The sequence below is a fragment of the Collinsella sp. AM23-17 genome, assembly GCF_003470945.1.
Taxonomy (GTDB): domain Bacteria; phylum Actinomycetota; class Coriobacteriia; order Coriobacteriales; family Coriobacteriaceae; genus Collinsella; species Collinsella aerofaciens_O.
This window is the reverse complement of the sequence record NZ_QRHU01000016.1, coordinates 21,136-34,313: the sequence shown is the minus strand read 5'-3', so window position 1 is coordinate 34,313 and position 13,178 is coordinate 21,136. Positions and strand designations below refer to the sequence as shown.

Below are 13,178 nucleotides of genomic sequence, written 5' to 3'. Positions count from 1 at the left end.
CGGGAAAGGGTAAGCCCCGGGCTACATTTCTGCGTTCTCGTTGGGTCTTGAGGGACGCTAATAAATAGACTTGCTTGATGCCGCCTCTGTTATCGGGGCGGCTTCTTTTTGTTGAAAACCACCACAAAGGGGGCAGGCACCTTTGTGGTGGTGGGGACGAGCTCGATGTTGTTGTGATCGTTGAGCGGCATGTTAATGGGCGGCTCTACAGAATTTCATCTGGGCTGGCGGGTTTGGTTGTTTTGGGGATGCCGAGTTTGGATGACGCGAAATCGTCAACATTGTCCTTAATTCCGTCTTTGGTGTAGACAGTGACCATATAGGTGCTGTGTCCGAATTCGCCCTTGTCGCGTGTTTGCCCAGGCATCCCAGTAGGCGGCCCCGTTTCGCCCTTTGATTTTTCCGACACGGCGGAGTTCTGTTCGCTTTAATTTCTGGTTGCTATAGATGGTTCGACCGGCCTCCTCGGTGAGCCCGCACTGTCCAAGCATCTTGTCGAGGACTTGGTTCATGTGGCGCTCATCGGTGTTTGGTGCGTAGTCGTAGGCGAGGGTGATGAAGTCGAGTGGCTGGTCGTCGATTAGATAGTTTAGCGTCTGAGGTCCAAGGCAGAAATAGGGGGAGCATCCGTCGATCTGACCGAGCAGTGGCAACTTTGACTGCCAACTTCCGGTGGGAATTCCATCTTCGTAAAACACGCCGCGACAGATAAAGGAGAGCGAGGTGGCACGCGAGCCGGCGTCGACCATTCCGCATAAATCGAAGGGCGAGGTGATACCAAGGGAAAAGGGCGTGATGACGATAAGGAAGAGCATCACGATGGGTATGGCGAGAATGGCGATGACGTTGCGACCGGTGGAATGAGGCGGCTTCATATGCGCTCCTCGAGACAAAGATCTGTTGAGGATAGGCAGAAATGGATATGTTCAGAGAGCAATTCAAGTTTAATCTCATTGCGCGAGATGGTCGACCGTTAGCGTCGAAAACCACCACAAAGGTGCCTGTCCCCTTTGTGGTGGTGAGGAGCGCGCGGCTTCTTTTGGTAATAGTGTTAGCTGGCGGTATCATTAGTGCAGGTGGCGAAGGTTTGCATTGTGGGGTGTTTTGCCGTGAGCCGTTCTGCCCGTATTGGATTGATTGTCTTGGCGCTTGCGATCGCTGTGGTTGGCGCGGGCGCTGTCGGTATGGCATTTCTACCTGCTGCGGTGACGGAGCCGGTGGTCAAGCCTGTGACTCAATCTGTCGAACTTCTGACCGGCGACGACAAGCCCGAGACCATTACCGTTGATTTTGATGAGCAGCCGGCTGTGCTGGGTATTAGCAATTATCCGCGTATTCAGCTTGGGGCCATGCGCTATACCACGGATACAAGCCTGATCGATAGGGCGTCCGAGCTACTCAAGGGCAAAACATTTAAGCGTTGGTACGGATATGCGTCCTATCGGGCAAAAGCGAACGACATGGTTGGCGGATGCCACTCGTCCATCGAGCTGGACACTGCAAACGGCGCAAAGTTATGTGATGTCTCGTACGATCCGGGCTACGAGGGCAATGAGGGTCCGGGCATCTACATCATGGACGGCGATGTCGCCTATGTCATGGAGGGCGACCAGACCGAGCTCAACGATTTTATGGGTCAGTGTATCCAAGATGCCTATAAACAGACCTGCTTGCCTGACCCGCAGACTGCACGCGATAGTGGGTCTGCCCGTACATGGCTGTTCGAGGATGAGATGCCCTGGACCGTCGAATCGGGAAGTACGGGTTCGGCGAAGGAGTAGAGACCGCGACCACCACAAAGGTGCCTGTCCTCTTTGTGGTGGTTTTCGGTCTGTCTCGATCTGTAACATCTAGGATCAAAAATGGCTGCTAGATGTTACAGATCGAGACGGTAGCGCGCCTGGGCAGCGGCGGGCTGACATCTCAGTACCCTATCCGTAATTCACTCAGAAAATCTTATATATAGAGACTTAGATTTGTGTATAAGATCGCGTAAAGCTGGCAACAATACTTCTCGAACAACGTGAAGCCGCCCCGTAGGGCGGCCGCCCCAAGAGAGGTGATTCCATGAGAATCGATAAGCTAGCAATGACGTCGCGCGAGGCGCTGCAGACCGCCATGAGCACGGCTGCCGATGCACAGGCCGGCGCGGTGGAGCCGATCCACCTGCTGTCTGCCCTGCTCGGTGCCGGCGAGCGCAATATCTCCGTGATCATCGAGCGCATCGGTGCCGACCCGGCTCAGCTCGCACGCTCCACACAAGATGCCATCGACCATGCGCCCAAGGTGTCGGGCGAGGGTCAGCAGATGGGCCTGTCCAACGAGCTCGTTCGCGTGATCGAGAAGGCCGAGAAAAAGGCCACCAAGATGGGCGACAGCTTTGTGGTGACCGAGCATCTGCTGATGGCACTTGCCGAGGACAAGGGTGAGGCGGGTCGCGTGCTGCGTGACGCCGGCGTGACCAAGGAGCGCATCGAGCAAGTCTACGAGGAACTGCGCGGCGATGACCGCGTGACGTCTGCCGAGGACAAGACGCAGTTTGAGGCGTTGGAGCAGTACGGTCGCAACATCTGCGATCTGGCTCGCGCCGGCAAGCTCGACCCGGTCATCGGCCGTACCGACGAGATCCGTCGTACTATTCAGGTTCTGTCCCGCCGCACCAAGAACAACCCCGTGCTTATCGGCGAGCCGGGCGTCGGCAAGACGGCCATCGTCGAGGGCATTGCTCAGCGAATCGTGGCCGGCGACGTACCGAGCACCCTGCGCGACCGCGACCTCATCGAGCTCGACATGAGCGCGCTGGTCGCCGGCGCCAAGTACCGCGGCGAGTTCGAGGACCGCTTGAAGGCCGTGCTCAAGGAAGTGCAAAAATCCGAAGGCAAGGTCATCCTGTTCATCGATGAGCTCCATACCATCGTGGGCGCGGGTGCCACCGAGGGCTCCATGGACGCCGGCAACATCCTCAAACCGGCGCTCGCTCGTGGCGACCTGCACGCGATCGGCGCGACCACGCTCGACGAGTACCGCAAGTACATCGAGAAGGACGCGGCGCTCGCCCGTCGTTTCCAGACCGTGATGGTCAGCGAGCCTACCGTCGAGGACACCATTTCAATCCTGCGTGGCCTGAAGGAGAAGTACGAGATCTTCCACGGCGTACACATCACCGATAGCGCGCTCGTGGCTGCCGCCGACCTCTCCGACCGCTACATCGCCGACCGCTTCCTGCCCGACAAGGCTATCGACCTGGTCGATGAGGCCGCGAGCCGCCTGCGCATGGAACTCGACAGCATGCCGGTCGAGATCGACGCCACCACGCGTCAGCTCACCCAGCTGCAGATCGAGGAACAGGCGCTCATGAAAGAGACCGACGACGCCTCTAAGGAGCGTTTGGAGGCTCTGCGCCAAGAGATTGCCGAAGTCCAGGAAAAGCTCAACGTGCAAAAGGCCGGCTGGCTCAACCAAAAGAACGCCATCGACCACGTGCAGGAGCTTAAGGGCCAGCTTGACGCGGCCAAGAGCGAAGAGGAGCGCGCGACGCGCAACGGCGATCTGGGCCGTGCGTCCGAGCTTCGCTATTCTGTGATCCCGGGTCTGCAGCAGCAGATTCAGGATTCCGAGGCTGCGCTCGAGGCGCAAAAGCAGCAGGACGGCGAGGGCCTCAACGAACAGGTGACCTCCGACGAGATCGCCGAGGTCGTGAGCGCCTGGACCGGTGTGCCCGTGTCCAAGATGATGCAGGGCGAGCTCGACAAGTTGAAGGGCTTGGAGGGCGAGCTGCATAAGCGCGTTATCGGTCAGGACGAGGCCGTCTCCGCTGTAGCCGCGGCCGTGCGTCGCAGCCGTGCGGGTCTCTCCGACCCAGACAAGCCCATCGGCAGCTTCTTCTTCCTGGGCCCCACCGGCGTAGGCAAGACCGAGCTCGCCAAGGCGCTGGCCGAGTGCCTGTTCGATGACGAGCGCGCGCTCGTGCGTATCGACATGTCCGAGTATATGGAGAAGTTCAGCGTCCAGCGTCTGATCGGTGCGCCCCCGGGATACGTGGGCTATGACGAGGGCGGCCAGCTCACCGAGGCCGTGCGCCGTCGTCCCTACTCCGTGATCTTGCTCGACGAGATGGAGAAGGCTCATCCGGATGTCTTTAACGTGCTGCTGCAGGTGCTCGACGACGGCCGTTTGACCGACGGTCAGGGTCGCCAAGTGTCCTTCAAGAACACGATTATCATCATGACGTCCAACGTGGGCTCCAAGGCTATCGCCGATCTGTCCGGCAAGGACGAGGAGGAGATGCGCCATCAGGTTGACGGGGCCATGGCTCAAACCTTCCGCCCCGAGTTCCTCAACCGTATCGACGATATCGTGGTGTTCCATCCGCTCGGCATGGCGCAGATCGAGAAGATCGTCGACATCCAGCTCGCCGACGTCCGCGCGCGTCTGGCCAAGGAGCGCATGACGCTGGCCATCACCCCGGCGGCCAAGCAGATGCTCGCCGTGGGCGGCCTGGACCCGGTCTTTGGTGCCCGTCCGCTCAAGCGTCTCGTGCAGCGCGAGGTCGTGGATGCCATTGCCGCCGCTATCATCGACGGCACGGTGCGCGAGGGCGATCAGGTGACGGTCGATGTCGACAAGGACGGCGGCTTTACCGTCGTGTGCGACAACACGCCGGCGGCCACCTACGAAGTCCCCGACGCCGAGTAGATTTTGGGCCGGCTTTAAAACCGCCCCTCATCGCAAAACGCCAAGGGCGGCGGATCCAATCGGGTCCGCCGCCCTTTTTCGTGCGACAATCGATGGTGTTGAACGTGAGTACATGGCAAGGAGCTATGCAGATGACAGACAAGAACAAGACGAACACGCCGGCGACCGATGCCGCACCCGCCGCACCTAAGCCTGCGCCTAAACCGGCGCCCAAGCCGCGCGACCCCTATATCCGTGCCGAGAACGAGGATGACGACGGCTACGATCCTTATAGCGATCGTCGCCCCGAGCGCGAGCCCCTCTTCGAAGCCGACCCCTGGCGTTAAGTAGCTCATTTGGGACGGGGCTTTTTTAGCTACTTTGTTTTCGGCTAGAGGCGTTCATGCCTGCCCCCTCGGCCGCTCGATATCCTCCGGGAGGGGCCACTAATAGAAAACTTGCTTATCCATTAATCAAGATACGCATAATCTTGCTCTCCTGCTAATCAAGAATCGTTATAATCTTGATTAGCAGGAGAGCAAGATTGGAGAATTATGGCATTCAACGACTTGGTGGCTCAAAAAATAAAGGACTTTGAGCAACAGGGGATTCCGCAGGTCTTTGAGCGCGACCTTGATCTGGGCAACCCGCAGGAGCCAAAGCGCGACAACATCGTATATGTGATTGTGGGCGCCCGTCGTTGTGGAAAGACGTATCGCCTGTATCAGGAGATACGGCGGCTTCAGGGCCAAGGCGTCGAGCTTGACCGGATGCTATATTTCAATTTTGAGGATGAGCGCTTGCGTCCGTATGAGCCATCGCTACTAGCGGACGTGCTCGATACATTCTATGCACTATATCCTGCTGCTCGAGGCGAGGGCGCCTACCTTTTCTTTGACGAGATCCAGGAAATACCCGAATGGGGTGCGTTTCTGCGACGCGTGGTCGATACGGAGAAGGCGACCGTTTACGTGACGGGATCTTCTTCTAAGATGCTGTCCTCAGAACTTAAGAGCGAGTTCAGGGGCCGTTCTCTTGTGCGAGAGCTTTTTCCGTTGAGTTTTTCGGAATACGTCCGATATAAGACGGGGGGCGTTCCTGAGTCGAACGCGCCCTTCTCCTCAAGCGCTGCAGCGTTGCTCCGACACCATCTGGTCGGATATCTCGAGCGAGGGGGATTCATCGCGACACTTGAGCAGACGCCCGCAGACGCGATTCAGCTGCTACAGGAATATGCGTCGCGAACGGTCGCCATGGACGTCGTTGAACGTTACGACGTCAAGAACCCCCGTTTGGCCTCGCTGTTTCTGGCGCGGTGCATGGCATCTTCGGGACGAGAGCTGTCAGTGAACAAAGTGTACAACGAGTTCAAGAGCAGACAGATATCCGTCAGTCGAAATACGCTCAGCGACTTACTTGAGTATTACGAGGACGCCTACCTGCTGTTTTCGGTGCCGGAGTTCACGCGTTCGCTTGCAAATAATACGCGGTCTGCGTCTAAGGTCTACGCCGTCGATCCTGCGATGTTCGGAGCGTTCTCCCCCGCATCGGCATTGGATCATGGTCAGAGGCTCGAGACCGCGGTGTTCAATGCGCTCAGAAGAAGGACCCCCGCCGTGCGGCCCGGTTCGGTTTGCCGCCTGCTGATTAAAGATAAGAATAAAAGCCATGAGGTGGACTTTGTGGCTGGGGATGCACTGCTCATGCAGGCTTACGGCCTGATTCAGGTAAGTGTGGATATGACAAGCGAGAAAACGCGCGAGCGCGAAATTGCCGCGCTCGATGCCGCGATGGCCCAGTTTGATCTTGGCGAGTCGGTAATCGTTACCATGGATGAGCAGGCCGATATTCCATGCAAACACGGCGTGGTACATGCTGTGCCCGCATGGAAGTGGCTCCTTTCCTAATCGTCTATGGATTTGCGAGGCCAGGACTCAGGTGTCATGGTCCGCTAGTCCTGGGCCTTGATGCTCGGCAGGAGAATCTGGGCGAGGTAGTCGGTCTCGAGTTTGGTCGCGGCGTCTGCCTTGCCGTCTTTGCCGACCAGTACGTTCTTGATCTGGCTATAGGTGTAGCGGTTACCGGTCGTGAGCTCGACAAGCTCAATGGCCGTGTCCATGGGGTAGGTTGACACGGGATTCTGCGTCCGTCCGTTGATGGTCTGGGGCACCACGTACGGATAGACGGGGCCGCTGGCGTAGACGGTATAACCGTTGCCTAGATTGGCCGCACCCAAAACCGTATCGCCCTCATCGGGCGTAAAGCTCTCGCCCTCGCGCACCGCGACGAGCGTCACAATCGGCGTATCGCTGTCGCCGGCAAGATAGATGCATAGCGTGCTGCCATTTTGCCAAGTCTCGACCTTGCCGTACCACTCGACGGGGATATCGAGCTGGTAGAGGTCGGTTGCCTTGTGGCGAGCGTCAGCATCGCGGGCTGCCTGTGCCTTTTGCGCGCTCACGGCATTGACGGCGGCGTCGCGCCGCGCGGTTGCCGCCTGCTGGAGCACCTTGGCGGTGGCGGCGGAGCTCGCGCCTCCCTCCTCGGCATATTTGGCGGCGGCATCGATCTGGTCGTCGGTTACCGTGTCGGCCGAAGGCACCTTGAGCTTAAAGGCGGCCTGGCTGCTTAGGTCCTGTCCGTCGCTCTTGATCGTGACCTGCGCCTTGGTGGTCGGCACGGTATAGACGGTGCCGTCGGACGCGATGGGGGAGGCAGCGATGGAGAGCGTGTAGTCACCGGGTAGCAGTTTGATGCCACGGCCGTGCTCGTCAACATAGAGTGTTTCGCTCACGGAGGATCCGTCAGAATCCTGGCCACTCACTTGTACGGGAATCTTGGAGCCGGCGGAACAGTCGAGGCCCGCGGCATGCACGCCAATCTGCACCGACATCATCGTGTGGGCATTGGCGGCGACAGCGGCAGCCTGCTCTTGCTGATATCCGTTCCAGGCAGCATAGCCTGCACCGCCGGCGACGAGCGCGACGGCCACGACACCGGCGACCATCAGATTGCGGCGCTTGGGCGACATCTTGCGATGGCGGACCTCGGCTTCGTGTGCCGAGGGAACGGACGGCAGGGGAATATCGCCCATGGCGATGGTCTCATCCACGGCTGGTGCGGAACCCAGGCCAGGAAGCTCGCGAGTCAGCGAATCTTCGGCCGGTAAGCTGTCGAGCAAGACGGTTTCCTCGCCCGTGTCGGATTCGGGCTGGTCGTCGGCCTCGCTATCGTCCTCTTCGGCTTCGTCAGGAGCGTCTTTGGCGTCGCCGCCTTCGTCCTCAGTGTCTTCGTGCACCTCGTCTTGCGCGTCGACGACCGAATCGCTAAACGAGAGCTCGTCTAGCGCGATCCGGTCAAGGCTCTCCAGGGCTTCGGCACATGCTTCCGCATCCTGGGCCGCATCCTCGCGGCCATACGTCTCATCGCTCATATATCCCCCAATGCAATATCGGCTCAACACTGTACCCAAAAATGGAGCCATATAAAGCGCATGCGAAATATAAGATCCGATTTAACCCGAGTGCATCGTTTAGCCGCATCCTCGCGGCAGCAAAAAGCCCCCGGAACGTGAACGAATCACATTCCGGGGGCCCTGCAATGCGTTGAGTTGCGCGGAGCCGGTTATGCGGCTTCGTACTCAAGCGATGTTTGCGTCAGGCGCGTTACTCGGCGTGCGCGTAATCAACCTTGGCGCGGCGAGCGGTAGCCTTCTCCCAATCGCTGGTGCCCTCAAAGACACCCTGCTTGTAGGGATTGCGACCGAGCTTCTTGGCGCGGTAGGCGATGTAGATGATCGCGGCGACGTTGGCGATCAGCGCGGCAATCGAGACCGCGGTGGCGGCGCCTGGGTCGAGCGTGGAGTGGGTCACAAAGATGGACTCCTCCTGGAAGTACGGGAACACCTGGGCAAACATGCACCAAATAGCAAGTGTAAAGGCGCGGTTCTGAATCCAGCCGCCCTTGTTCCAGATAAAGGCGGCGACGGTGGGCGCCAGCAGCAGCGCAAAGCCGCAGAACCAGGAGTGGGTGGGCAGGCAGTTGTAGGTGTAGCAGAAGTTCCAGACATCGTAGGCGATGATGTAGACCCAGGTCATGTCGGGCCACAGCATATCGGTCTGATCCTCGGAGGCGTAGACGCTCCACCAGCCGGTCATGCAGAAGATGTTGATGAGACCGGCGATGCCGTTGAACACGTTGTTCCAGCCGGCAAGCTGCGTGACACCCTCGGAGGTGACCCAGGTGGACTGGCCCAGGACAAAGAAGTGGTAGGCACTCTCGAAATCGGACACGACGGCAATCATGATGTTGATAGCGACGATCACAAACGGCCATGCGCGGAACCAATGCGCCTTGCCGATCTTGCCCCACTGGTACTTAATGGCAATGAAGCCCCAGCAACCGGCCAGCGCCGCGTATACCTTGGCGTAGTGGAACCAGCTGTTCTGGTACACATGGGTGGGGTTGGTGAGCGCCCACTCGGCACCCTGCGAAACGCCGACGGCGATGGCGACGCAGTAGATGGTCATGGCCAGCGGAGCAACGCCAAAGATGATTGCCGCGCCCAGCTTGGTGCGGCGGCCGACCTCGTTGAGCACGATCAGGCCAATAAAGACCATGGCCCAGCCGGCCCAGTGGATAAGGGTATCGCTACCCCAAACATCGAACAGCATGCTGCTCTCCTTTCACACGCCCGCGGCCCCTCTTCTGATCGCGGGCAGTTTGGCCAAATGGCGTCAGTTCTGGGGCTTGCGCTCCGGATACTTGGCGGTATAGCCCTCGATGTGGAGCGTCGAGGCGATAATCTCCTTGACCGTCTCGTCGGGCACATCGGGGTGCGTGCGGATATACATCAACAGTCCCATGATGAGGGTGTAGAACGTCTCGTAGACATGGTCGATGCGTAGCTCATGATGGGCGACAAAATCCACCACGGTGGTGTCGCAGATATACTGCGCCACGCGCTGGACCACGTTGTGCAAAAAGCCGCCGTAGAGCGCACCGCTGCTCGAGGTGAGCGTGCTCGGCAGCTCGTGGCCGCTCACGACCAGACGCTTGAAGAGCGGGGCGACGGTGTCGAGTGCGCCTTCGATGTCGCCAACCGTGCGGCTGGCATTCCACTGCTCGAGCTCGGAGATAAAACCGTCGATTGCCTCGTCCATGACGGCGGTGACGGCGGCGTCCATATCGGCAAAGTAGTGGTAGAACAATGAGCGCGTACAGCCGGCTCGCTTGGTCACGGCCGATACCGAAAGATGCGACACGCCCAGCTCGGAGCTTACGGTGCGCACGGCATCGAGGATCTCGCGACGGCGTTCGTCGCCTGTCAGGCGCTTTGCCGCGCTATCGGATGCGGGGACGGCATCGACCACAGAGGTATCTGCTGCGTTGTTGCCCATGTTTTGCCGCCTTTCATCCTCTTTTGCCTGACCGTTCGCCTAACAGTCTTGAATATTGTTGACGGTTCGTCAATACTATTTTTGACACAATGTCAACAATGGCGGGTGAACGGCATGGGGGCATGCCCGGCCTGCAAAAAAAGAGGGGCGCCGCGGTCTCGCCGGGCTGTGGCAAGAGAAGGGACGACCATGATTCTCAACGGACCGGGGATTAGCTACACCGAGCCCGATATCGGTGCGGAGTTTGTGCCGCCGCTGCCGGAGCATCCGCGCGAGGCCATCGTCAAACTGTGCGAGCACTGCACCAACCGCCTGCTGCATCGCGACGAGCTGCTGGGCTACGAGTACTGGTCGTTTGCCGAGGCCGCGACTGACGAGCAGGCCGAAGTGCTCTGCAAGATGAAGATGCGCCGTCCCTACACGCTGCCCGAGATGGTCAAACTCACCGGCATGCCCGAGGCCCAGATCGAGAAGATGCTCGACGACATGAGCTACACGGGCCTGCTCGAGTACAACTGGGAAAATCCCGAGCGAGCCAAGCAGTGGGTGCTGCCCATGCTGGTGCCGGGTTCTGCTGAGTTCCTCAACATGCGCGTGAGCCAGCTCGAGGAGCATCCGGTCTATGCCAAGTTCTTTGAGCAGGCATCCAAGGGGCCGCTGTCCAAGGCCACGCCGATGGTGCCGCCCGGAGGTGCCGGCATCGGCATGCATGTCATTCCGGTCGAGAAGGCCATCGATGCCGCGAGCACCTCGGTGCCTATTGAGCATATCGAGCATTGGCTCGACAAATACGATGGCAAATATGCCGCTAGCACCTGCAGCTGCCGCGCGAGCCGTCGCGTGATGGGAGAGGGCTGCGCCGACGACCCGGCCGATTGGTGCATCGCCGTGGGCGATATGGCCGACTACGTGGTCGAGACCGATCGTGGTCATTACGTGACCCGCGACGAGGTCTACGACATCCTGCGCCAGGCCGAGGACAACGGCTTTGTGCACCAGATCACCAACATTGACGGCGAGAACAAGATCTTCGCCATCTGCAACTGCAACGTCAACGTGTGCTACGCCCTGCGCACCTCGCAGCTGTTCAACACGCCCAATCTTTCGCGCTCGGCCTATGTCGCTAAGGTCGAGAAGGACAAGTGTGTGGCCTGCGGTCGCTGCGTTGAGGTGTGCCCGGCCGGCGCCGCCAAGCTCGGCCAGAAGCTCTGCAGCAAAAAGGCCGGCGGACAGGTGCCCGAGTATCCGCGCCAGGAGCTGCCCGATGCCACCAAGTGGGACCACACCAAGTGGTCGCCCAACTACCGCAACGATAACCGTATCGAGACGCACGAGTCCGGCACCGCGCCCTGCAAGACGGCTTGCCCCGCGCACGTTGCCGTTCAGGGCTACTTAAAGCTCGCGGCGCAGGGCCGCTATGACGAGGCGCTGGCGCTCATCAAGCGCGAGAACCCGCTGCCCGCTATCTGCGGCCGCGTGTGCAACCGCCGCTGCGAGGACGCCTGCACCCGTGGTCGCGTGGATGCCGCCGTGGCTATCGACGAGGTCAAGAAGTTCATCGCCCAGCGCGATCTGGATGCCGCGACCCGCTATGTCCCGCCCGTGGTGACGCCGACGCGCGCTGGCGGCTTCGATCAGAAGATCGCCATTATCGGTGCCGGCCCGGCCGGTCTGTCCTGCGCCTTCTATCTGGCCGAGAAGGGCTACAAGCCCGTCGTGTTCGAGAAAAACGAGCGCCCGGGCGGTATGCTCACCTACGGCATTCCCAGCTTTAAGCTGCAGAAGGATGTTATCGAGGCCGAGGTCGAGGTCATTCGCCTGATGGGCGCCGAGTTCCGCTATGGCGTGGAGGTCGGTCGCGACGTGACGCTCGACGAGCTGCGCGAGCAGGGTTTTAAGGCCTTTTATGTTGCCATCGGCTGCCAGGGCGGCCGCTTCGCCGGTATTCCGGGCGAGGATGCCGAGGACGTGACCGTGGCCGTCGACTTTTTGCGCGAGGTCAACAGTGGCAAGATCGACGCGCTGCCCGGCCGCACCATCGTGGTGGGCGGCGGCAACGTGGCCATCGACGTCGCGCGCAACGCCTGCCGTCTGGGTTCCGAGCACGTTGAGATGTTCTGCCTGGAGAGCGAGGCCCAGATGCCCGCCAGCGAGGAGGAGCGTCGCGAGGCCGTTGAGGACGGCGCTCACATCAGCTGCGGCTGGGGCCCCAAGGAGGTTCACCTGGACGAGGCCGGTCGTGTGTGCGGTATCACCTTCAAGCGCTGCACGCGTGTCTTTGACGACGAGGGCCGGTTTGCGCCCGAGTACGACGAGAACGATCTGCGCCGCGTCGATGCCGACCGCGTGGTCATGTCGATTGGCCAGTCCATTGTGTGGGGCGACCTGCTGGCTGGCTCCAAGGTGGAGCTCGGCCGCGGCCAGGGTGCTCTTGCCGACCCCCAGACCTATCAGACCGCTGAGCCCGACATCTTTGTGGGCGGCGACGTCTACACCGGTCCGAGCTTTGCCATCGACGCCATCGCCGCCGGTCACGAGGCCGCCGTGTCCATCCATCGCTTTGTGCAGCCGGGATCCACGCTCACCATCGGCCGCAACCAGCGCCACTACACCGCGCTCGACCGCGACGATGTCGTGATCGAGAGCTACGACAACGCGAGCCGCGAGGTGGCGCATGTCGACCGCGAGCGCGAGAAGGCTGCACCCTTTAGCGAGTACGTCGAGACCTTTACCGAGGAGCAGGTGCGCGCCGAGACCGCCCGCTGCCTGGGCTGCGGTGCCTCGATCGTCGACCCCAACAAGTGCATCGGCTGCGGCTTGTGCACCACCAAGTGCGCGTTCGATGCCATCCACCTGGATCGCGATCGCCCCGAGTGCTCCACGATGGTCAAATACGAGCAAAAGCTCCCAAGCCTGGGTAAGTACGCTTTGAAGCGTGCGATCAAAATCAAATTTGGGAAGAAATAAAAAACGCAACAAACAAGAGAACGGCGTAGAGAACGGTTGGACAGTGAGCGAGTCCCAGGCGTGGCGAGGTGCCTTGAAAGAGGAGGGCATAGGGCTTTTGCCCATGCCCGACGATTGAAAGGCAGATCGTCCGTCTGG

General features: G+C 60.1%; 9 protein-coding genes. 5 read left to right on the top strand and 4 right to left on the bottom strand.

Annotation, left to right across the window (positions count from 1 at the left end):
* Positions 1-287: 287 nt before the first annotated feature.
* Positions 288-875 carry a hypothetical protein gene (locus DW645_RS07105; RefSeq protein WP_118227040.1) on the bottom strand — a complete coding sequence of 196 codons (588 nt, stop codon included), beginning with the start codon at positions 873-875 and terminating at the stop codon, positions 288-290.
* A gap of 234 nt (positions 876-1,109) precedes the next feature.
* Between DW645_RS07105 and DW645_RS07100 the strand changes: the two genes are divergently transcribed.
* The 4 genes from DW645_RS07100 (at position 1,110) to DW645_RS07085 (ending at position 6,581) form a co-directional block, all read left to right on the top strand.
* Positions 1,110-1,781 carry a hypothetical protein gene (locus tag DW645_RS07100; RefSeq protein WP_147329350.1) on the top strand — a complete coding sequence of 224 codons (672 nt, stop codon included), beginning with the start codon at positions 1,110-1,112 and terminating at the stop codon, positions 1,779-1,781.
* A 286-nt stretch (positions 1,782-2,067) separates the two neighbouring features.
* Positions 2,068-4,695 (top strand): ATP-dependent chaperone ClpB, encoded by a 2,628-nt coding sequence (gene clpB / locus DW645_RS07095; protein WP_117583633.1) that lies wholly within the window; start codon positions 2,068-2,070, stop codon positions 4,693-4,695.
* 131 nt (positions 4,696-4,826) lie between these two features.
* A complete protein-coding gene (locus DW645_RS07090; protein WP_232049598.1) occupies positions 4,827-5,021 on the top strand; it encodes a hypothetical protein in 195 nt (64 codons plus the stop codon).
* A 207-nt stretch (positions 5,022-5,228) separates the two neighbouring features.
* Positions 5,229-6,581, top strand: coding sequence for an ATP-binding protein (locus DW645_RS07085; RefSeq protein ID WP_117767166.1), 1,353 nt, complete (start codon positions 5,229-5,231; stop codon positions 6,579-6,581).
* Positions 6,582-6,625: 44 nt separating this feature from the next.
* Here DW645_RS07085 and DW645_RS07080 read toward each other — a convergent pair whose 3' ends face one another.
* The 3 genes from DW645_RS07080 to DW645_RS07070 form a co-directional block, all read right to left on the bottom strand.
* Positions 6,626-8,107, bottom strand: coding sequence for a hypothetical protein (locus DW645_RS07080; RefSeq protein WP_117736759.1), 1,482 nt, complete (start codon positions 8,105-8,107; stop codon positions 6,626-6,628).
* Positions 8,108-8,339: 232 nt separating this feature from the next.
* Positions 8,340-9,347 carry a DUF5692 family protein gene (locus DW645_RS07075; protein ID WP_118227038.1) on the bottom strand — a complete coding sequence of 336 codons (1,008 nt, stop codon included), beginning with the start codon at positions 9,345-9,347 and terminating at the stop codon, positions 8,340-8,342.
* A gap of 63 nt (positions 9,348-9,410) precedes the next feature.
* Positions 9,411-10,073: a TetR/AcrR family transcriptional regulator gene (locus DW645_RS07070; protein ID WP_118227036.1), complete on the bottom strand. Its 663-nt coding sequence runs from the start codon at positions 10,071-10,073 to the stop codon at positions 9,411-9,413.
* 189 nt (positions 10,074-10,262) lie between these two features.
* On the opposite strand from DW645_RS07070, the gene DW645_RS07065 reads away from it, so the two are divergent.
* The gene (locus tag DW645_RS07065; protein ID WP_199576453.1) at positions 10,263-13,040 is read left to right on the top strand and encodes an FAD-dependent oxidoreductase; all 2,778 of its coding nucleotides are present in this window, start codon (positions 10,263-10,265) and stop codon (positions 13,038-13,040) included.
* Positions 13,041-13,178 lie beyond the last annotated feature (138 nt).

Excerpts from the sequence above, each read along its gene's own strand:
- DW645_RS07105 (WP_118227040.1), bottom strand. The coding sequence starts at position 875 with ATGAAGCCGCCTCATTCCACCGGTCGCAACGTCATCGCCATTCTCGCC.
- clpB (WP_117583633.1), top strand. The coding sequence starts at position 2,068 with ATGAGAATCGATAAGCTAGCAATGACGTCGCGCGAGGCGCTGCAGACC.
- DW645_RS07090 (WP_232049598.1), top strand. The coding sequence starts at position 4,827 with ATGACAGACAAGAACAAGACGAACACGCCGGCGACCGATGCCGCACCC.
- DW645_RS07085 (WP_117767166.1), top strand. The coding sequence starts at position 5,229 with ATGGCATTCAACGACTTGGTGGCTCAAAAAATAAAGGACTTTGAGCAA.
- DW645_RS07080 (WP_117736759.1), bottom strand. The coding sequence starts at position 8,107 with ATGAGCGATGAGACGTATGGCCGCGAGGATGCGGCCCAGGATGCGGAA.
- DW645_RS07075 (WP_118227038.1), bottom strand. The coding sequence starts at position 9,347 with ATGCTGTTCGATGTTTGGGGTAGCGATACCCTTATCCACTGGGCCGGC.
- DW645_RS07070 (WP_118227036.1), bottom strand. The coding sequence starts at position 10,073 with ATGGGCAACAACGCAGCAGATACCTCTGTGGTCGATGCCGTCCCCGCA.
- DW645_RS07065 (WP_199576453.1), top strand. The coding sequence starts at position 10,263 with ATGATTCTCAACGGACCGGGGATTAGCTACACCGAGCCCGATATCGGT.